Genomic DNA, 20,402 nt, shown 5'->3' with positions numbered 1-20,402 from the left:
GATTTAGTCATATATCCATTCTAAGAATGTTTCCCAGGTACTTTTGTATTCTTTCAGCATATTTCGCATATCATCGGCTTGTTCTCGGGTTGCCAGACCAATAGGTCCTTCGTAGATACCACCATCCAACTGATCATCATAAACCTTTACAGCAATACTATTAAGATTGTTTTTTGACAGCAGATCACTTGGGATTCGATATATGCGTATTTGTTGATAAGCCGAGTTATTCCAGCTGGAACGACTATTTTTTGTCTCACCAATCTTTTTGCCATTCAAATACACTTCATCTTCATCGTCAATGCGTCCCAGTATTAAATACATGTTTTCATTGCTGGTGCCCGAAGGAAGATAAAAGTTGGTTCTGTACCATGCTATTCCATCGAGATAAGGCCATCCCTGGTCTTCCCATCTTCCGGGAACCTGAATTTTATCCCAGTCGGAGTGATTGTATTCTGATTCCTTATAACGGTTATTGCTACCTGTTTTGAAATGCCAGGTTCCTGATAAATCAAGAGTGAGGTAATCGCTTGTAATATCTTCGTAGATGGCCAGTGGGTGACTTCTGATGCCTCCATTGGCGTAGAAATCATACACTCTGATGGCAATAACATTGTCACCGTCTTTCCACAAGTTGGGTGGAATAATGTACTCTCTTTGCTGGTCGTATGCTGTTTCGGGGTGGGGAGGAAAACCACCTGTTGAGCCAATTAAAGAGCCATTCAGAAATACCTGATCGGCATCATCGATGGCTCCAATTTTTAGAATAAGATTATTGTTAGGTTTTGATTTAATAAAAATGGTTTTCCGATACCATGCAAAGCCGTTATAGTCGTTGTATCCTTGCGATTCCCAATCCTGACCTGTTCTGATCTTATCCCACATGCTGTCGTCGAAAGAAGGATTTTTCCATTGAGGCTTATCGCCCACAGAGAAGTTCCAGTAACCTTCGAGATTATATTTTTTTGTCAGTATTTGGGCCGAGCTATTTTGTGCAATGTATAAGCCAAGGATAAAACTGAAAAGTAAAATATGGCGTTGAAAAATAAACTTTAGCATCTTTTTTATTTTATGCGCATTAAATTAGAGTTTATTACCCAAAATAAGAAATGGCGATTCCTTAACTTTGTTTTTGAGAGCCTCAAGCAGGTTGATGAATAAATTTTAGATTCATGACAAACATTTTGCCGGATAACTTAGGGTTGGCTTCAATATTCTGTTTCTTAATAGTCTCTTTTACATATTTCAATAATCTTTCATCATTACCTTTAATTTTTACAACTTGTACATGGTTGTCTTCATCTATTGCCAGGTAAGCTACTACTTCTTCTTCACAATCCGGTTTCAGATATTCAAATGACGGACCTCTTAATGATCGACGAACTTCTTTTTTTATTTTCTGACAACACTTTTTCATTTCTTTTTCCGGAGTGTTTCGTGCTGATGCTTCTGTGAATAATGATCCAAGCATTAAAGCTGCAACTAATGTTAAAACTAATTTTTTCATGACTGTTTGTTTTAGATTAATAATGTATTATTTACATCAGCTAAAGTAGGGCGGTGATAACACCATTAAGTCATCTTAATGTCACCTGTTGTCATTAATTGTCATCAAAATGTCACAGGTGTTGTAATTTGTTTGTATAAATGGGTTTGTGGAGGACGGATGTATCAAGAAATAAGTGAAGTGAATAGGTTTGATTGTAGGAATGCGTATTGATAATTAGGTAATTAGTGTTATTTGGTTGACTTTATCTTTTAAAATAATTATTTTAATGTTGATGGTAAGTGTTGTGAGATATGACTATTCAGATTAAAACCAAACCTATGAATTACTCAATTCAAATTGATGCTGATAATAGAATTATACGCTATAAACATTCAGGAATTATTATAGCATCTGATATTGAATCGGCCTGGAATGATTTTCTGAAGTTGCCTGAATTTACTGAACAAGGCTACAATCTTCTTTCTGACTACAGAAATGGGAAATTTCATATAATGGTTGACGAGATATCGTTTATTATGGAATATATGTCTGCAATTGAAAATATAATAAGAGAAAAGAAACAGGCATTAATTGTTGATGATCCGTATTCCGTTGCAGCATCCATGATTTTTGAAAAGGAAGTATTTGATAAAACCGGGTTTGTTATTAAAGTTTTTTCTACCAAAGACTCGGCTCTCAAATGGTTATTGCACAAGCCCTAATTTTCTCATTAATGTCTTAGGGAATAGTATAATTTATAGTTTAGTTTTTTGCAATTTTATTAGACTGGCACTCATTACCATAATTAAATCCTATTTTTGTTTGTCTAAAAACATAATAAAATGAGTGAACACTATATTGAAGAATATGTGGTTCAGGAATCTGATATAGATGAACTTAATCATGTTAGCAATATCAAATATGTTGAATGGATTCAGGAAATATCTAAAGCCCACTGGTATAAAGTAACGAAAGGTACTGGTTTTGATACTAGTTATTTTTGGGTTGTTTCATCGCATAATATTGAATACAAGGCCTCCGCTTTACTGAATGAGACAGTGTTGATCGAAACTTATGTGGAAAAATTTGAAAAGGCCTTTTCTTATCGTATAGTTGAAGTAAAGGATAAAACTAGTGGCAAACTTTTAATGAAGTCATTAACCAAATGGTGTATGATGGATATGCAAACCAAACGAATAGCAAGGGTACCTAAGGAATTATTTGAGCTTTTCAGAATTAATTAGCGGGCATTTATCGATTTGTTAGGTAGCTTTATTGAGATACCTACTTTATATAAATCAGCATTGCTAATATTATCGAACGAAAACTTATGGTATTGGAAATTGAATGCAATTTTGTCTTTTATTGGAATGCTAATTAAACTATAATAACCCTCAGGGTAGTAGCCAACTCTAATTCCCGCATCATCATTTCTGCCAAAATGAGAACCAATTCCTGCATGATAGGTTGGTAAAGGGAACGGATTTATTGTGAAGTCGGAAATTCCGGTATCAAAATAAAATATTTTTTGTGGTCCAATGCGTAATCCCAGATATGGCATTATTCCGGTAGACAATCCATCATCTCCGGTTGTTGTGCCTATTGTTGCACCATAACCAATTCCAAAATTTGGCCAGTGATATCTGCCACCAAAAGATGTGCTGTAGAATAATTTGCTATTGTAAGAATTATTAAGGTTCTCTTTCGCTGGTAATATATTTGCCTGAAGAAGAAAAACATTACGTCTGTCACCCTCATAAAGGGTATTGAAATTAAATCTAACACCACCTCCGTAGAATTTTGATTGGCTTTTCATTTTTGTCCCCGGATCGCCCATGCAACCTTCAGAGCCACCTATGTAATAAGTGTAATCGAGGTTTCCTCCGGCATGATATAAATCCGTTGAAGTAAATTTGTCAGTGATCATTCTTTTAGGCTTCTTTGAATTTTCTTCAGAGCTTTGTCCCATTGTAAATAATAAAATGAAAACGGTGGAAAGGTAAACTACCTTTAGCTTGTGTTGTACAATGATAGTAGATAGCTTGAAAAATAATAAGATGCCTACATAAGTAAAGAATATTTGCAGTACCAATTTTTCAAGAGGAGTGAATATTGAATTAAAATAGAAAATTGCGACAAGTAAGAAAGCAAACCAGCTGAAACTTCGGTAAGCATAGAAAATATTAATTGGTAATTCGTGTTTTTGAGGAGTTTTGTATTCTCTTATAAACAGAACAGAACCTAATATCATAGTTAGGCCTATTGCGGTCCATTGTATTATTTTTAAACCATATACTATTTCACCTGTATATCCATTGGTGTATGGTTCTCTAAAAAATTCAATAATAAAACGAAAGAATATCAGGCTGAGTGCGGAGGTGAGCAAAAGACTTCCGTTTCTATTTAGTCTTTTTCGTATTGAGATAATTATTACCATTGTTAATATCCCAGCTATTATATAATATATGGGAACCGGATGAATAGCGAGACTGCATTCTGCATATTGGTTGATTAGGTTTTCTGTTTGATGATAATGAAAGGCTGCACTATTACTACCGTATTGAATTGCAATAGGGAAATTAGTAATAGTTCCATGGCAACACCCTTCGAACAAACATCCGAATCGTTGAACAATTACAGCTGATGGTAAAGCATATGCAAATGGTTCGAGGTAATTTTTAGGTAGTTTAAGTACATATAGTGCAAGTAATATTATTGGAATGGTAAGGAGAAAGCCAAATGCTCCGTTTTTTCCATTGAGGACTGATTCAGGTGGTGACAAAAAGATGTTTACAGATTCAGTAAAGCTTTCACCGCTACCCAGTTTCATGCCAATGATAAAGGAGGTTATAAAGGTTAATGCTATTAAGTTTGTTGAATGTATATTAAGTTTGCTTTTTCTGCCACTTACTATATATACGATAGCCAGCACAATGAATGCAGTAAGAAAGGTGAGGGAAAATATGGCTGCTTTATTGCCTTGGAGATGTATAAATAAAACGTTCATGAGCCTGTCTTATGTACATATAAGTTACGAAATAATGATAAGACAGGTCAAGTAAGATCATACCAAATAATAACTAATAGTAGTAAAAAGCTCCGGATCTTATGAACCAGAGCTTGTAGGTATCTTTTTCTCTATTAAATGGTTTTTATTCATAGGTAGTTGTCGGTTTAATGGAGGAGTATTCATCATATTCCTGATATAGGGATTCATCTCTATCGTGCCATATTCTTTTGCCAATATTGCATAGTTGGTTTAATATTGAAATTAATTCGTTGGCCGATTCAATATATTCAGTTTTGGTTTCTTCTTGCTCACTAATAAGTTGAGAGTATGTATTTATTGAATCAGTCAACTCAACAGAAATATCCATAATTTTATCAAGCTTCTTTTCAGTAATATGGCGTCGTTCTAATTCGGGTAATCGTGGTTTAGCTATTTTTACAACATATTGAGCATATTCTGCCAAATTGCATTCCGTGGGGTTGTGAAGGCATCTGAATTTGAATGAACGGAATTCCATTGATTTGGCACCAAATATAAGTCTGACTGAATTTTCCAATCCTTTAAGAATGGTATATAAATGGTTACGAATGGAACTGAGCTCTTCTTTTGCTTTTTGTAAATTTTCATCCAATTCAAAACGTGGAATTGTGTTTAGATCGTTACATAAGTCTGAGATTCTTTTAAAGGTCACTTCTTTTATACCGTATTCTCTAAAGTGTTTTTTGTCACGCTGAAGGAGATGTAATAACTTTTGGCTGTGCTGTATTAATTCAGTAGCAGAAAAGGTGAATTGCGGGGCAGAGTTTGAGTGCATAATTAAATGGTAATGGGTGTTTGGATTTTATTCTTAAACGCAGATCAAAGGATCTGAAGGAGCATCAAAAAATCACAAATTAATTTAACACTTTAATTCTTAAATTCATAATAAAGAAGCGGTTTATTAAAGAAAAGAATATTCAATAGTTATTGTTTATAACAGGAGAGTATTCTATAATATTTGATGTTATGCAGTCTGATGGTGTGTTTAATTAATATTGCAGGACACTCTTTATATTTTAAAGGCATATTGTTATATGAATAACAAAATATTATTGAAGTGATACAAAAGAATACTTAGAATATTTCAGTTGGTAGCAATATTTGTACTGAATAATATATCTAATCGATTGGATTGTATTAATTAATATAGTTCAGATTTGGCATTTTTGTAATGGTTCAAAATCTATGATAGTATGAAAAAATATATTTGGCTTGTAGTTGTTGCAATGTATGTATTAGCAGGCTGTAAGCAAGTTTCTAATGATGACAATTACTTCGTAAAAGTAAAGAATACTGCGTTTGTAATTAATGATCAACCTTATCAATATGTTGGAGCTAATTACTGGCAGGGAATGAATCTGGGAGCTCCCCGGAGTGGCGACCGGGAACGGTTGATAAAAGAACTGGATCAGCTGCAGGCCATGGGTATTAAAAATCTGCGCGTGTTGGCAGCAAGTGAGGCCGATTCAGCAGGTCGCTATTGCATTCATCCGGCAGTGCAACAAGCTCCGGGAGTGTATAACGAAGAAGTTTTAGAGGGGCTGGATTTCTTTCTCAATGAAATGTCGAAACGTGATATGAAAGCGGTAATGGTGTTAGGTAACTTCTGGACCTGGAGTGGCGGTTTCCCACAATATCTGAACTGGGCTGGTGCCGGTGATATACCATACCCGCAGGATGAGGAGCATAGCTGGACGGAGTTTGTAGATTATTCAAAACAGTTTTACACCAATGCTAAGGCGCAGGAAATGATGAATCAATATATTGAATTTATTGTTTCGAGGACTAATACGGTTAATGGCATAAATTATACTGATGATCCAACCATTATGGCCTGGCAGTTGTCAAACGAGCCAAGAGGGTACGATCAGGTAGAGGTTTATCAGCAGTGGATCAGTAAAACAGCCAGGTTGATTAAGCAGCTTGATTCAAACCATTTGGTTTCGATAGGTAGTGAAGGAAATGCAACCGGCCCATGGGATGGTATTAATGTGTTGGAAGATAATAGGGTAGAAGATGTTGATTATATTACCATGCATATTTGGGCTCAGAATTGGGGTTGGTACACACCCGGACAACCAGACAGCGTATACCAGGAGGCTATTAAGAAAACAGAAGCTTATTGGGATGCGCATGTGGCAGCAGCTAAGGAGTTAAATAAACCTCTTGTATTGGAAGAATTCGGGATAGCTCGCGATGGGGCTTCATTTGATGTTAAAGCAAGTACTACAAGCAGAGATCAGTTTTATAAGTATTTATTAGGGAAGGTGGAGACTTCAATAGAAAGTGAAGATGTGGTATGTGGTGTTAACTTTTGGAGTTATACAGGATCAGGACGTCCACCACGACCAGGAGAATACTGGCAATTGGGTGATCCGTTTATTGGTGATCCTCCACATGAATTACAAGGATGGTATGGAGTTTATGATACAGATACAACAACTATAACTATTATAACAGATGTAGCAACTACAGTTAATAAACTTTAGTATGCAAAAAAAAGAGGTTGTCTTAGTCTTGGGACAACCTCTTTGTTTATCTTAATGTATCTGACTTTAAAAAGCTTCGGTTATACCAAAATAAACAACACCACCATCTTTACCCACGGCATAATCAACTTTCACGTTTAAGCGTTCGTAGGCCATTACTCTATATCGTGCACCAATTGCTACCGTAGGAAGCCATGGCGCATCTTTAAACTTGTTTGATAAGTTATTTGCATCATTACCGTCACCAAAAACCTTACCCATACCAACTGCACCAATAAATCCCAGTTTATGATTTAACCATGGGGTTTCTTTACGATATTCGGCTTCCATACTTATCAGGTTACGATCCATATATTTACCAACTTCATATCCGCGTTGCACATTGGCTCCACTTCTTCCGTAATTAGACCAGAAGCTGCGAGGGGCATCAGATGAAATAAAACGCCCGGTTCCATGAATAGCCAGTATATTGCTTACATTGTTTCCCAAGGTAAAAAACTGGCGATAATCGGCGTAGTATATGTTAGGAGCATTATCGCCCAACATCTGTTCCATTGATACCAGAGCTCTAACACCTTTGTATGGATAGTTAATATTGTCGCGGTTATCCCATGTGGCAACGTATTTTAATCCGCTAAAACCTTCAGTAGCTTCACTAAAACTGTTTGCCTGTAGTAATTCAGTTGACCTGTCGTCGCGCCCTTCCATACGACGACCAGAGTATATGTAACCTACTCCCGCGTACAATCGGTCGTACACTTTACGTTCTGCCATCACACTAATGTAGGTCATGTTAGATGAGATACGAGCGTTTTCATATACAGGATCTTCAGCAATCGGGTTTTCCGATAAAGTCATGTTTTGATTGATCTTACCAAACAATGCCATTCCCGTTAAACGCCAGGTATCTTCGTTTAAAAACAAACGCTGATTTATTCCTCCCAGCATTGAACCATTGGTTGTAATATTACCAAAAATGGCTGATGATGATGGTGGAGACACCAAATCTCCTTTAGAAGGATAATAGGTTAAAACATTTATAATATTAATCCCCCATTTAGTTGAAGGTTCATAAGAAGGTAGTGGTATAAACCGGTATTTTATTCCTTTTCTTTCTTTAACATCATCAAAAATGCGTTGGCCATGCTCGTCAAATTGAATTTCTTCCTTTTTGTCTTCAGTTTTTAAAGTATCCTTCTGGGCAAAAACAGAAGACATAACAATACATAGAAACAAAGCTGTTGTTAATAATTTCACTGCTAAAAGTTTAATATTTAGCGGCAAAGCTAAGGCTTTAAGAGCATTAGTTCAATATATATTGGTTTCCTTAACGAAATAGCTGAAAATTTAATGTGTAATTCTAAATTATAGTTGAAATTTAGATTGACCCTTAATTGGTATAGTTTATCTCAGGTAGGTGTAAGTGTTGATTAATGAGCAGGATAATAGTAGGTTGTAAAGAATGATGTTTCGTAAGTCTTTAAAGATATTTGTTAATTTAAATTAAATGAAAATGTAAATAGTTGTAAATGTCAACTAATATATACTTCTTTGTATTATTAATAAAATCAGAATGGAAATACACCCATTAGGAATGATAATTGGCAGTATGCGTGGAATATTTCCACGGTTAATGATTGCCAGGATGAATGAATTAGGATTTCATTATACTTTTGATCAATGGGTTGTTTTAATGGTATTAGCATTTAAAAAGAAGCAGGATATGGTTCAGCAGGATATTGCTGAATTTATGAATAAAGATAAGTCGCTAGTACTTAGAATAGTTGATGTGTTAGAGAAAGACGCATTAATTGCGAGAACAACAGATTTAAACGACCGAAGAAGAAATATTATTAATTTAACAACTAAAGGAAGAGATCTTACTAACCTATTTTATAAGGAAGAGCAATTAATTTCGGAAAAATTGTTGGAAGGACTCACAGAAGAAGAGGTTAATAGTTTCTATAAGGTTATTTCGCACGTTAAGAGCAGAGCTCAAGAGTTATAAAAGTTTTTTTTACTCTAAAAGTTGATAAAGTAAACTATCGACAAGTGCAACTATGTGTTTTTAATAAAAATAAATAGATAATTGACATGAAAATGAAAACGATAGCTCTTGGAGTATTTGGGTTTTTCATAATGGTTTCATGTTCGCAGAAACCGACTCAAAGTATGAATCAATCTAGTGTGAAAACATATCCGGTGCAAAAAATGGCAGCCAAAGATGTGGAGTTACACACTGTTTTTCCCACTGTGTTACAGGGTGAGATTGATATTGAGATTAAACCCCGTATTGATGGATTTATTGAAGCTGTGTATGTTGACGAAGGTTCGATTGTAAAAAAGGGGCAGGTACTGTTTGAAATAAACTCTCCTGTATCAGAACAAAACCTTGAAACAGCTGAAGCTAATTATAATACCGCAAGATTGGATGTGGAACGGATGCGCCCTTTAGCTGATAAAGGAATCATCAGTAATGTTTTATTACAAACTTACGAGAATGCTTTCAGTTCTGCCGAAGCTGCTTATGAGAGTGCAAAGGCAACCTTAAGCTGGACAAAAGTAAAAAGTCCGGTAGATGGTATTGTGGGCACTTTACCTTTCCGCTTAGGTAGTTTGGTGAACAGTTCAAGCGTGCTTACTTCGGTTGCTAATACACAACATGTGGTAGCTTACTTTTCGATGAACGAAAAAGAGTTGCTTCAGTACATGAGAAGCTGGGAAGGGGATACACAGGCTGAGAAAATCAAAAACATGCCATCAGTAAAGTTAATGCTGGCCGATGGTAGTGAATATGAGCATGAAGGACGAATTGAAACCATTTCGGGCGTGGTAGATGTAAACACCGGATCGGTTAACTTCAGAGCTGTATTTGATAATCCGAATGGCTTGCTGCGCAGTGGTACCAGTGGTCAGGTTATCATCCCCCGAACCATGAAAGATGTTTTCTTAATTCCTCAGAAATCAACCTTCAGTCAGCAGAATAAAGTGTTGGTGTTTAAGTACGAAGATGGAAAAGCAAAGCAAAAAGTAATATCTGTAAAATCAACTCCCAACGGACAATATTATGCTGTTTTGGACGGCCTTAAAGGTGGCGACCAGATTATAACAGACGGTGTAAGTACGTTAAAAGATGGAATGGAAATACAGATTCAATAACCTAAATCGCACATAATGTTAAAGACATTTATAGAACGACCGGTTCTGTCAACGGTCATATCCATACTTTTTGTGGTGCTGGGAGTAATTGGTATTTATACCCTCCCGGTAGAGCAATATCCCGATATTGCACCACCAACGGTATCGGTTGCTACCTCCTATAGTGGAGCCAATGCCGATGCTGTATTAAATAGTGTAATCATTCCTTTGGAAGAATCAATAAATGGTGTGGAAGGAATGACTTACATGACGTCTACAGCTTCTAACGGAGGTTCTGCTCGTATTGATGTTTATTTTAAACAAGGTGTAGATCCTGATATTGCAACGGTGAACGTACAAAACAGGGTGTCGCAGGCAACCAGTTTATTGCCTTCTGAAGTAACGCAAGTGGGGGTTACAGTACAAAAAAGACAAAGTAGCCGTATCTTATTCCTGGCAGTATCTTCACATAGCGACGATTACGATGGTGAGTTTATTCAAAACTATGCCAATATTAATATCATTCCTCAGATTAAAAGGGTTGCCGGTGTAGGTGAAGCCAGTGTATTTGGTGCCAGAGACTATTCTATGCGTGTCTGGTTGAATCCGGGTAAGATGGCAGCATATCAAATTACTCCAACGGAGGTAATAGCTGCTTTGCGTGATCAGAATATTGAAGCTGCACCGGGAGAACTGGGTGCTAATAGTAATCAGTCTTTTCAATATGCATTACGATATACCGGCCGCTTAAAAACTGCAGAAGAATTTGAAAATATCATTATCCGATCAACAGATGCGAAAGTATTAAAGCTGAAAGATGTATCGGATGTTGAGTTGGGATCATTATCATATAGTGTAAATACCTTAAATGATGGAATGCCGGCTGTGTTGATTGGTATTAGTCAAACTGCCGGTTCTAATGCACAGGATGTAATCGATGAAGTTAAAGCTGTAATGAAAGATGCTGAGCAGGATCTTCCTCCCGGCATCGAATACACTTTTCAAATGGATGTTAGTCAGTTTTTAAATGCATCCATCGAAAAAGTATTGCATACCTTGCTCGAAGCCTTTGTACTTGTGTTTTTTGTAGTGTTTTTATTTCTACAGAATTTCAGAGCAACCCTTATACCGGCTATTGCAGTACCGGTTGCCATTATCGGAACCTTCTTCTTCTTGTTAATCTTCGGATTTTCAATTAACCTTTTAACTCTTTTTGCCCTGGTATTGGCAATTGGTATTGTGGTAGACGATGCCATTGTGGTAGTAGAGGCGGTGCATGCCCACATGGACGCTGGTGAGAAAGATGCCCGCAAAGCTACTATTAAGGCATTGAGTGAGATTGCTCCTGCCATTGTTTCTATTACTTTGGTAATGTCGGCAGTGTTTATTCCGGTAAGTTTTATTGGCGGTACCAGTGGTGTTTTCTTTAAACAGTTTGGTTTGACATTGGCAATTTCCATTGTTATTTCCGCTGTAAATGCCTTAACATTAAGTCCGGCATTGTGTGCCATTTTTCTGAAAGCACATCATATGCCTGAATTGAAAGATAGAAATCTGATCCAGCGTTTTTACTACTATTTCAATATGGGCTTTAATGCTATGACCGATAAATATGGTAAGACCCTTAATTTTATGGGGCGCAAAAGAAACCGATGGGTGACAGTAGCTTTAGTGGCTGTTTTTGGAGGTATCTTTTATATGCTTATTGGAATGATACCAACCGGTTTTGTGCCGCAGGAGGATAGTGGAGGTGTAATGGGAATGGTTACCCTGGCCCCGGGTGCTTCATTGGAGCGTACCGATAGTGTAGTAAATGAAGTAGCTCGTATTGCTGAAGAAATCCCACATGTTCATACAGTAACCAGCTTAAGTGGTATAAGCTTTTTAAGCGGAGCGGGTAGTTCATATGGTTCACTTATCATTAAAATGGATCCATGGAACGAGCGTGAAATTACAACCAGTGATGTGGCTGCTATCTTAAAGCAGCGCACTGATAGCATAAACAATGCTACCTTCTTGTTTTTTGGCACACCAACCTTGCAGGGATTTGGTTTAAGTAGTGGGGTAGAGCTGAAGATGCAGGACCGTACCGGAGGTGATGTAAATACCTTCTTTAATGTAACCAACGAATTTTTAGCAAAGCTACGTGCCCGTCCGGAAGTGATGATGGCCATGACCACGTTCGACCCACGATTCCCACAAAAAGAGATTGAGGCCAATGTGGCAAAAATAAAAGATGCCGGAATTACGCTAAGTGATGTTATGACTACCATGCAGGCTTATGTTGGTAGTATGTATATATCTAATTTCAACCTGTATGGAAAGCAATTCCGGGTAATGGTTCAGGCACATCCAGAGTATAGGACCAAATTGGAAGATCTGAATCATCTGATGGTGAAGACCGGAAGTGGTGATATGGCACCTATAACAGAGTTTATCAAGATAAACGATGTAACGGGTCCGCAAGCCTTAACCCGTTTTAACCTGTTTACCAGTATGGATATAACCATCATACCTAATTTTATGGATGGATATAGTTCGGGTGATGTGTTGAATGCTATACGCGAAACAGATTTGCCAACCGGATATGGTTACGATTTCTCGGGTATGACGCGTGAAGAAGTGAACAGTAGTAGTCAAACAGCTATTATCTTCTTGCTGTGTTTGGTGTTTGTGTATCTGTTATTATCGGCATTGTACGAAAGTTATTTATTGCCTTTGGCAGTTATCTTCTCACTTCCTTTTGGTTTGGCAGGTGTGTTTATCTTCATCTTCCTTTCGATGATGAACGGAAGTGGTATTGTAAATAACATCTACGTTCAAATATCGCTAATTATGCTGATAGGCCTGCTGGCAAAGAATGCTATTCTGATTGTGGAATATGCTTTGCAACGACGAAAACAAGGAATGGATATTGTTAAAGCAGCCGTGAGTGGTGCCGTAGCTCGTTTACGACCTATTCTGATGACTTCCTTTGCATTTATCTTTGGTTTGCTTCCGTTAGCTGTGGCTAAAGGGGCCGGTGCTATTGGTAATAAATCAATTGGTATTAGTGCAATCGGAGGTATGTTAATCGGAACACTCATTGGAATTATTGTTATTCCAACCTTGTTTATCCTGTTCCAGAGCCTTCAGGAAAAGGTAAGTAAAAAAGCATTTGCAACTGACCTAAGTGACGATAATCATGATAAAGAATAACAGAATGCAAAATAAAATATATAAATACATGGTGTTGCCGGGCTTTTTAGTTTGGGTTAGTCTGGCACACACCGGTTGTAAGAGCGGTAAAAACCTGGGGGGATTGAATACCGATACCTCCGGTTTGTACCGCACCGAAGAAGATATAACCGATACCACCTCCATTGCTAATCTTTCGTGGAGCGAATATTTTAGCGATGATCAGCTCAAAAGTCTGATTGAGGAAGGTCTGGCTAATAACCTTGATATGAAGGTGGCCATGGAGCGAATCAATCAGTCGCAATCGGGTTTAAAGATGGCCAAGGCAGCCCTGTATCCGACATTAAACGCAGGTGGACAAATGGAATATACCCGTTTCAGTGCTGGCGACAGAGGGAAAGATGTGCTGGGTTATGAAGCTAATAATATTACGCTAGGCTTATCTACCTCATGGGAAATTGATGTATGGGGGAAATTGAATAGTCGGAAAAAAGCTCAATTGGCAGCCTATTTAAACAGTCAGGAATATGCTGTGATGGTGCAAACTAACCTGGTGGCAGGTATTGCCAATTATTATTATACCCTTACTGCATTGGATGAGCAGTTGAGGATTACGGAAGAAACCATCAAATTGTTAAGCGAAAATGCTGTTGCTATGCAGGCTTTAAAGGAAGCAGGTATGCAAAATGGTGCTGCTGTAGAACAAAGCAATGCCTTGTTGTATAGCACGCAACTTTCGGTTCCTGAGCTGAAAAGTCAGATTCGTGAGGTGGAGAATGCTATGTGTGTATTACTGGGGCGTAAACCCAGAGAGGTACAACGCAATACCATAGGAATGCAACAGGTTCCTGATGAAATGCAATATGGAGTTCCGTCGCAGTTGTTGGCTCGACGACCAGATGTAAAACAGGCAGAACTTTCCTTTCGAATGGCGTATGAACTAACTAATGCAGCACAGGCAAGCTTATATCCGTCTTTTACTATCAGCAGTGGTTCGTTGGGGTATAGCAACAGTACCTTTTCTGACCTTTTTAGTCCTGAGAATATTGCGGCCAACATTATTGGCGGTATCACGCAACCCATATTTAATAATCGACAATTGCGAAGTAATCTGGAAATAGCCAAATCGCAACAGCGCGAGGCTGCCCTTACTTTCGAAAATACTTTACTAACAGCAGGACAGGAAGTGTCTGATGTGTTGTTTGGTTTTAAAGCATCGCTTGCTAAAAACGAATTGCGCGGCAAGCAAATAGCTTCTTTAACAACAGCTGTTGATTTTACCAATGATCTGTTAATGGCCGGAGAAGCAAATTATTTAGAAGTGTTGACGGCTCAGCGTAGTTTATTAACAGCACAGTTAAATCGGATAAGCGATAAATTGGAGCAGTTAAACTATTGCGTGAGTCTGTACAAAGCTCTTGGTGGAGGCTCCAAGTAAAGACGTATTGTCTTTTTTTTTGATAGTTGATGTAGTGTAACCTACTGAGGTAGGTTTTGTCCCCGACAATGTGTGCTGTCGGGGATTTTTTTTGTTAAAAAGTTAACTTTTTGTGGTTGATAATGTGCATACTAAAGAGAAGTGATGGATAAAAACGAAATTTAGTGGTAGGGTGCTGAAGTTTTCATTCGGTTAGTATATGTAATTCAATTCAACACTCATTAAAAATATAAAGTTATGAAAACACTTGAACGGATGATCGCGGTATTTATTTTGGCCGTTTTAGTAGTTATACCGAATGTAAACGCCCAAACTAAAACCCAAACTAAAGATCAGAAAAAGGATCAGATTAAAGATCCGATACAAGATCAAAAGAAAGATGGTTCTTGTACAGTTGATCCTACAGCAACATTAACAGCTGAGGCTGGAGATCAGGATCGGGACCGGCTTAAAGATGGATCTTGTGATGATGGTCCGATAGGAGACCAAGACCCGGATCAGGACAGAGATCGAAACAAAGATCAGAAAAAAGATGGTTCTGGACAGGACGATCAAGCCACTGCAACATTAAAAGCAGGTACTGCAGATCAGGATCGGGACCGACTTAAAGATGGATCTTGTGATGATGGTCCGATAGGAGACCAAGACCCGGATCAGGACAGAGACCGAAACAAAGATCAAAAGAAAGATGGTTCTGGTCAAGACGATCAAACAACCGCAGCATTGAAATCAGGTACAGGTGATCAGGATGGCACCCCGGATCAAGACAGACTAAGAGATGGATCTTGTGATGATGGTCCTATAGGTGATCAAGACCCGGATCAGGACAGAGACCGCATTGGTAATCCTAACTATGCCAATCTTTCTTCAGGTCAACAAGCTATGTTAAAACAGAATCAGGCCAGTGCCCGTCAGTTCAGAAATACTTTTATGAAAACGCTTAGCGATGAACAATTAGCCATTCTTGAAAATGGTGAAATGACTCGCGAACAAAAGCGCGAAGCTATCAAAGCCAGTTTGTCGGAAGAACAAAAAGAGATGATGCAGGCACAGACTCAGGTGCAGGCAGAAAATCGTCAACAGTTTCGTAATAGCTTGACAACAGAACAGAAAAAGCAAGCCCGTCAGCGCATTCAACAAGGTGAAAACAGCGAAACAGCTAATGCTATTCAAGAACGCACTCGTCAAAGAAGCAGACAAGAAATAAGACAAGAAACACCCGGTGGTTCAGGAAACGGAGGATCTGGGAATGGGACCGGTGGAAAATAATCTGTAATATAAAGAAGAGGCTACCGGTAAGGCAGCTTCTTCTTTTATCGTTTAAAAACAAATGTATTAATAACAACATCTGCAACATATATTACTGAATTGCTTATCATGAGAAAAGCTGTCATTCTTCTATTACTAGCATTTTTATCTTTTCAAAGCTATGCGCAACGCCTCGATATTATGGATAAAGAAAGAGTGGAAAGGGTTGATTCTCTTTTAAGCGATATTTTGTTTGAAGATGATGACTTAATGGATCTGTTTGATGTAAAGCAGAATTTTCATTTTTTGTATTTATCCAGCTCATGGAGCAACCGCACTTATTATGCCGGGCGAGAGAACGGAGATTATCAATCCAATCTGTCCGGGCAACTTTATTATATGAGTTCGTCCGGTTTCTTTGCCGGTTTATCGGGAAGCTGGTATAGTCAGCTGGATCCGAATTACCGCAGTACCATCCTTACCGTCGGCTTTGGCAAAGGATTAAAGAAACATCCTTTTCTCAGGTATCGTTTTTCGGCCGATTATTTCTTATTTCATGTTAATGATCCTGAATTTGATCCCATCTACAATAGCAGTTTCAATGCCGGTATCACCATTAAAAACCAATCGTTGGGCACTCGGTTTGATGGATCGTTATTGGTTGGTCAGGAAGTGGGTCAACAATTCTCGTGGAATACCTATGGATATGTGTATCTAACAAAATTTGGCAAGTATAATTATTTGCGATTAGAGCCCGAAGTGTCGCTTTTCTTTGGTTCTGAGGCTGCTGAATTTTTGTTGAACGAGGCTTATTTCGATCCCTCAACTAATGAAGAGGTAGGTACTTTTTATCGCGATGTTTTTACCTTATTGAATACTCAGCTTCGCTTACCAATAAGTTTAAACTGGGGTAATTTTGATATGCAACTTTCATATATCTATAATATTCCACGTACAGTTGGCGACAGTGAGTCGTACCCCAACACTTCATATATCCGGTTTTCGTTAGGTTATATATTTAGTTTATAGTCAGTAGTCAGTAGTCAGTAGTTAGTGGTTTGTTGTGCGAATCAACAGTTGAACCCACTTTGGGGTTCCTTTATAATACGTTCATATTCCACGGGTTCCACCCATGGCTATTTATATTAAATCCATTCTGGATTTGAAAATGTCTGAAGGACATTAACAATAATAGCCTCGTGCGGAGCACGGGGTGACTATTTGACTAATGATACAACCCCGAATGTGGGTTGAACTTTGCAGTAAAACAATTTGAATTGTTGATTTGCATTAGTGTTTAGTTTTTATCGGATGACCATGTAATTACTATTCTGCCAACCTTTTTTTGCCTTTAGTTGCATTTATAGTCGTTAATGGAATGAAAACAGCCTGCCCTCAAAATATATAGGTCATTAGTAGTTTATTTGTTACTTTTATTACTTCGATGATTAAGGCATTTTAAGCATTTTTCAACCATCATATTATACATTGAAAAAATTGTGTATAGGGAGTGTAGCTAGTTGGTTATAAGTGCGCGAAATTTGTTTTAATTAAGATAACCCAGATAGATAACACTCTTAATAGCTAATAATGAGAAGTTTTTGTTTCACAATACTGTTGTGTTTGTTTGCATTTATACAAACAGGGCAGGCAAATAGTGCTTCTAAAAGCTTCGATCTCTCCGGCTTAAACCAAAAACATCAAAAGAAGAATGTTCTTATACTAAATGCTTATCATCAAAACTATCATTGGGCTGATGAAATAATGCGAGGAGTGTTCTCCGAAATGGGCGATAAGGAATCGTACGAATTGTATGTTGAGTATATGGACACCAAACGATGTTCAGATTCTACCTACTATACCCATTTAAAAGATATATACCTGTATAAATATAAAAAGGTGAAGATTGATGTGATATTGGCATGTGATGATAATGCTTTAAACTTCATGCTAATGTATCGCGATGATATCTTCCCGGAGGTGCCGGTTTCGTTTTGTGGGGTAGTTGATTTTCATCCTTCCCGCATAGAAGGGAAACAACATTTTACCGGTGTGTATGAGACATATGATGTGCCGGCTAACCTGGATATGATCATGAAACTGCATCCTACTACAAAAAAGGTGGTAGTTATATCTGATGTAACCGAATCGGGAAAAGCCTTAATTGCGAGGATGAAAAGAGCCGAACCCAATTATAAGGATAAAATTTCGATTGATTATTTAATTAATAAGGAACCGGATGAAATAGAAGAATACTTCACTCAAAAACAGGAAAACACGGTTGTGATATGGGCCATTTACCTGCGACTGCCTGATGGCAGATTTATTTCGAGTGATGAAAGTATCAGTTTTGTGTCTTCTGTTACTTCTTTGCCTATCTATTGTATTTGGGATGTGGTTGGTCAGGGTGTTGTAGGTGGTAAAATAACAACTCCTTTCTATCAGGGATCAACAGCAGCAGATATTGCCAATCGAATACTGGGTGGTGAAAAAGCATCAGATATAGCGGTTTCGGGCAGTCCGATGTTTTATAAGTTTGATTACACACAATTAGTTAAACATCAGATATCAATAGATAAAATACCCAAAGGAAGTGTTGTGTTAAATCAGCCTGACTCATTTTGGCAGGCTCACAAAAAAATTATCACCACATTACTTGTTATAATAGTGTCGCTGGTGCTGGTTGTGCTTACACTGGGGTATTTATATCGAAAGAGTAAGAGGGCCGAAATAGAAATAAAGAATAAGAATAAAGAGCTTGAATTGTCAAAGGCAAAGGCAGAAGAAAGCGACCGTTTGAAAACAGCCTTTCTGGCTAACCTAAGTCACGAGATAAGAACCCCAATGAATGGAATTATTGGTTTTACCGAGTTGGTTAGAAACAGTAATCTATCACCCGATGAGGTTAATCAGTTTATGGATGTTATACATCAGAGTGGCAATCGACTGCTTCATCTGATTGATGATTTGGTTTACATTTCCAAGATTGAAGCAAATCAGATTATTATTAACAGGGCTAACGTTAGTATTAATGAGTTACTTGATGGTGTATACTATTTTTTTAAGCCATTGGCACAACAAAAAGGAATTGCATTTACCTGCGAGAAAAACTTTGAAGGAGAGGTGTTGGCATATATTGATAAGATGAAGTTAGAACAGGTACTCACCAATTTGTTAAGTAACTCGTTTAAGTTTACCAGTAAGGGATCCATTACATTGATTAGTTATCTTTCTGATGGATATATCTTTTTTAAAGTTAAGGATACGGGTATAGGCATTACCGAAGATATGCAAAAGGTGATTTTTAATCGCTTTATACAAGTGGAAAGTAGCTCAAAGAACGGAACAGAAGGAATGGGACTTGGACTGTCGATATCTAAATCTTTTGTTGAGATGATGGGAGGTGAGATATGGGTAGAATCGCAGCAGGGGTTAGGTTCTGAGTTCTTTGTTAAACTACCGTTGGAGGAAGATCAAGATTCCGGTTCCCAGGGATAGTGCAATCACCTGTCAATCTACAATGTTAATTAACAGATCTATAAATATATATCCCCTCTGGGGATAGTTTATCAACTTCAGAGAAGTTGTATATCTATAGAATATTAAAAGATAGGCCTCTTCATTACAACTCCATCGGAGTTGCATGTAAACAATGGCATAACCTAGTAAATGAATTAATTAATGTACACCATTGATTCCTTTTTCAGGTACAACGTTTCGTATTAAACACCTTATCCCGACCTTCTCCTGTAAGGAGCTACTCTTTTAACGCTTTATTGTTCGATGCACACAATGCTAGCATATAGCTTTGCTTTTTTCTTTCAAGTGTCGCATTAAGGGCCATCATAATGTTTAGCTCTTCTTTTGATTTTTTTATGCCTCAAGCCGGCAGGGCTTTTACTTTTTTTCAACAGTCAAAAAAAGTAAACAAAAAAGGCCGCGGCTGCATTAGCGCTGATCATTTACTATTGTAGCTCTTAAGCGCGGCCGGGTGATCTCGGAGGCAAGCTCCGAGCTTCCCGGTCTTACTAAAGATCTACTGCTATTTAATAATCATCCCTAATGAGGCCGAAAATGAGTGTAAGGACAAGGTTTTTTTCTTTTTAATCAATTTTCTTTGTCTGCCAAACAAAGAAAGGTAGCAAAGAAAATTCACCACGAATGCTGCCTTTCCGAAATAGTCTACCCACAGTCCGGCCCGAACAAGGGCCCTATTTCCAAAAGCCCGCGCCATTCGTGGACACCCGCCGCACCAGCAATAGGTTAACTTTTGGTTTTCAACCATCAATAAGTTTACAATGGATTTTATTAATGAATGGAATGGAATTAACAGGCCTTAGTCCATTTGGTTCCGCAGATGGGGCACCCGCAGGA

At 37.8% G+C, this 20,402-nt stretch carries 15 protein-coding genes; 10 read left to right on the top strand and 5 right to left on the bottom strand.

The genetic code is table 11. From position 1 onward, the window contains the following. Positions 1–3: 3 nt before the first annotated feature. Positions 4–1,059, bottom strand: a complete 1,056-nt coding sequence (locus KEM10_RS19920) for a sugar-binding domain-containing protein (protein WP_212218659.1) — start codon at positions 1,057–1,059, stop codon at positions 4–6. 82 nt (positions 1,060–1,141) lie between these two features. Next, positions 1,142–1,507, bottom strand: a complete 366-nt coding sequence (locus tag KEM10_RS19915) for a hypothetical protein (protein ID WP_212218656.1) — start codon at positions 1,505–1,507, stop codon at positions 1,142–1,144. Positions 1,508–1,827: 320 nt separating this feature from the next. Between KEM10_RS19915 and KEM10_RS19910 the strand changes: the two genes are divergently transcribed. Then, positions 1,828–2,211 (top strand): hypothetical protein, encoded by a 384-nt coding sequence (locus KEM10_RS19910; protein WP_212218653.1) that lies wholly within the window; start codon positions 1,828–1,830, stop codon positions 2,209–2,211. A gap of 120 nt (positions 2,212–2,331) precedes the next feature. Continuing rightward, positions 2,332–2,733 carry an acyl-CoA thioesterase gene (locus tag KEM10_RS19905; protein ID WP_212218650.1) on the top strand — a complete coding sequence of 134 codons (402 nt, stop codon included), beginning with the start codon at positions 2,332–2,334 and terminating at the stop codon, positions 2,731–2,733. Here KEM10_RS19905 and KEM10_RS19900 read toward each other — a convergent pair. Further along, positions 2,730–4,496 carry a prolipoprotein diacylglyceryl transferase family protein gene (locus tag KEM10_RS19900; protein ID WP_212218647.1) on the bottom strand — a complete coding sequence of 589 codons (1,767 nt, stop codon included), beginning with the start codon at positions 4,494–4,496 and terminating at the stop codon, positions 2,730–2,732. The genes KEM10_RS19905 and KEM10_RS19900 overlap by 4 nt on opposite strands. 145 nt (positions 4,497–4,641) lie before the next feature. After that, on the bottom strand, positions 4,642–5,313 hold the full coding sequence (locus tag KEM10_RS19895; protein WP_212218644.1) for a hypothetical protein: 672 nt from the start codon (positions 5,311–5,313) through the stop codon (positions 4,642–4,644). Positions 5,314–5,731: 418 nt separating this feature from the next. On the opposite strand from KEM10_RS19895, the gene KEM10_RS19890 reads away from it, so the two are divergent. Continuing rightward, positions 5,732–7,027 (top strand): glycoside hydrolase 5 family protein, encoded by a 1,296-nt coding sequence (locus KEM10_RS19890; protein ID WP_212218641.1) that lies wholly within the window; start codon positions 5,732–5,734, stop codon positions 7,025–7,027. A 66-nt stretch (positions 7,028–7,093) separates the two neighbouring features. Here KEM10_RS19890 and KEM10_RS24810 read toward each other — a convergent pair whose 3' ends face one another. After that, complete coding sequence (locus KEM10_RS24810; RefSeq protein WP_212218639.1) at positions 7,094–8,284, bottom strand: BamA/TamA family outer membrane protein; 1,191 nt, start codon at positions 8,282–8,284, stop codon at positions 7,094–7,096. A gap of 316 nt (positions 8,285–8,600) precedes the next feature. Between KEM10_RS24810 and KEM10_RS19880 the strand changes: the two genes are divergently transcribed. The 7 genes from KEM10_RS19880 to KEM10_RS19850 all read left to right on the top strand — a co-directional run bounded on the left by KEM10_RS19880 (position 8,601) and on the right by KEM10_RS19850 (position 19,526). After that, on the top strand, positions 8,601–9,035 hold the full coding sequence (locus KEM10_RS19880; RefSeq protein ID WP_212218636.1) for a MarR family transcriptional regulator: 435 nt from the start codon (positions 8,601–8,603) through the stop codon (positions 9,033–9,035). 92 nt (positions 9,036–9,127) lie between these two features. Then, the gene (locus KEM10_RS19875) at positions 9,128–10,186 is read left to right on the top strand and encodes an efflux RND transporter periplasmic adaptor subunit (RefSeq protein ID WP_212218633.1); all 1,059 of its coding nucleotides are present in this window, start codon (positions 9,128–9,130) and stop codon (positions 10,184–10,186) included. Between the two features lie 15 nt (positions 10,187–10,201). Next, positions 10,202–13,363, top strand: a complete 3,162-nt coding sequence (locus KEM10_RS19870) for an efflux RND transporter permease subunit (RefSeq protein WP_212218629.1) — start codon at positions 10,202–10,204, stop codon at positions 13,361–13,363. Between the two features lie 4 nt (positions 13,364–13,367). After that, positions 13,368–14,780 carry an efflux transporter outer membrane subunit gene (locus tag KEM10_RS19865; protein WP_212218627.1) on the top strand — a complete coding sequence of 471 codons (1,413 nt, stop codon included), beginning with the start codon at positions 13,368–13,370 and terminating at the stop codon, positions 14,778–14,780. A gap of 237 nt (positions 14,781–15,017) precedes the next feature. Beyond that, on the top strand, positions 15,018–16,049 hold the full coding sequence (locus KEM10_RS19860) for a hypothetical protein (protein ID WP_212218624.1): 1,032 nt from the start codon (positions 15,018–15,020) through the stop codon (positions 16,047–16,049). Between the two features lie 108 nt (positions 16,050–16,157). After that, positions 16,158–17,057: a hypothetical protein gene (locus tag KEM10_RS19855; protein ID WP_212218621.1), complete on the top strand. Its 900-nt coding sequence runs from the start codon at positions 16,158–16,160 to the stop codon at positions 17,055–17,057. A gap of 561 nt (positions 17,058–17,618) precedes the next feature. Further along, positions 17,619–19,526 (top strand): sensor histidine kinase, encoded by a 1,908-nt coding sequence (locus KEM10_RS19850; RefSeq protein WP_212218618.1) that lies wholly within the window; start codon positions 17,619–17,621, stop codon positions 19,524–19,526. The last annotated feature ends 876 nt before the right edge of the window (positions 19,527–20,402 follow it).

The sequence above is a fragment of the Carboxylicivirga linearis genome (genome assembly GCF_018271995.1).
Lineage (GTDB): Bacteria > Bacteroidota > Bacteroidia > Bacteroidales > Marinilabiliaceae > Carboxylicivirga > Carboxylicivirga linearis.
The sequence above is the reverse complement of the archived record's forward strand: the minus strand, read 5'-3'. Positions and strand labels throughout refer to the sequence as shown.

What these genes read in the sequence shown, in the direction of transcription:
- KEM10_RS19920 (WP_212218659.1), bottom strand. Translation starts at nt 1,059, where the DNA reads ATGCTAAAGTTTATTTTTCAACGCCATATTTTACTTTTCAGTTTTATC.
- KEM10_RS19915 (WP_212218656.1), bottom strand. Translation starts at nt 1,507, where the DNA reads ATGAAAAAATTAGTTTTAACATTAGTTGCAGCTTTAATGCTTGGATCA.
- KEM10_RS19910 (WP_212218653.1), top strand. Translation starts at nt 1,828, where the DNA reads ATGAATTACTCAATTCAAATTGATGCTGATAATAGAATTATACGCTAT.
- KEM10_RS19905 (WP_212218650.1), top strand. Translation starts at nt 2,332, where the DNA reads ATGAGTGAACACTATATTGAAGAATATGTGGTTCAGGAATCTGATATA.
- KEM10_RS19900 (WP_212218647.1), bottom strand. Translation starts at nt 4,496, where the DNA reads ATGAACGTTTTATTTATACATCTCCAAGGCAATAAAGCAGCCATATTT.
- KEM10_RS19895 (WP_212218644.1), bottom strand. Translation starts at nt 5,313, where the DNA reads ATGCACTCAAACTCTGCCCCGCAATTCACCTTTTCTGCTACTGAATTA.
- KEM10_RS19890 (WP_212218641.1), top strand. Translation starts at nt 5,732, where the DNA reads ATGAAAAAATATATTTGGCTTGTAGTTGTTGCAATGTATGTATTAGCA.
- KEM10_RS19880 (WP_212218636.1), top strand. Translation starts at nt 8,601, where the DNA reads ATGGAAATACACCCATTAGGAATGATAATTGGCAGTATGCGTGGAATA.
- KEM10_RS19875 (WP_212218633.1), top strand. Translation starts at nt 9,128, where the DNA reads ATGAAAACGATAGCTCTTGGAGTATTTGGGTTTTTCATAATGGTTTCA.
- KEM10_RS19870 (WP_212218629.1), top strand. Translation starts at nt 10,202, where the DNA reads ATGTTAAAGACATTTATAGAACGACCGGTTCTGTCAACGGTCATATCC.
- KEM10_RS19865 (WP_212218627.1), top strand. Translation starts at nt 13,368, where the DNA reads ATGCAAAATAAAATATATAAATACATGGTGTTGCCGGGCTTTTTAGTT.
- KEM10_RS19860 (WP_212218624.1), top strand. Translation starts at nt 15,018, where the DNA reads ATGAAAACACTTGAACGGATGATCGCGGTATTTATTTTGGCCGTTTTA.
- KEM10_RS19855 (WP_212218621.1), top strand. Translation starts at nt 16,158, where the DNA reads ATGAGAAAAGCTGTCATTCTTCTATTACTAGCATTTTTATCTTTTCAA.
- KEM10_RS19850 (WP_212218618.1), top strand. Translation starts at nt 17,619, where the DNA reads ATGAGAAGTTTTTGTTTCACAATACTGTTGTGTTTGTTTGCATTTATA.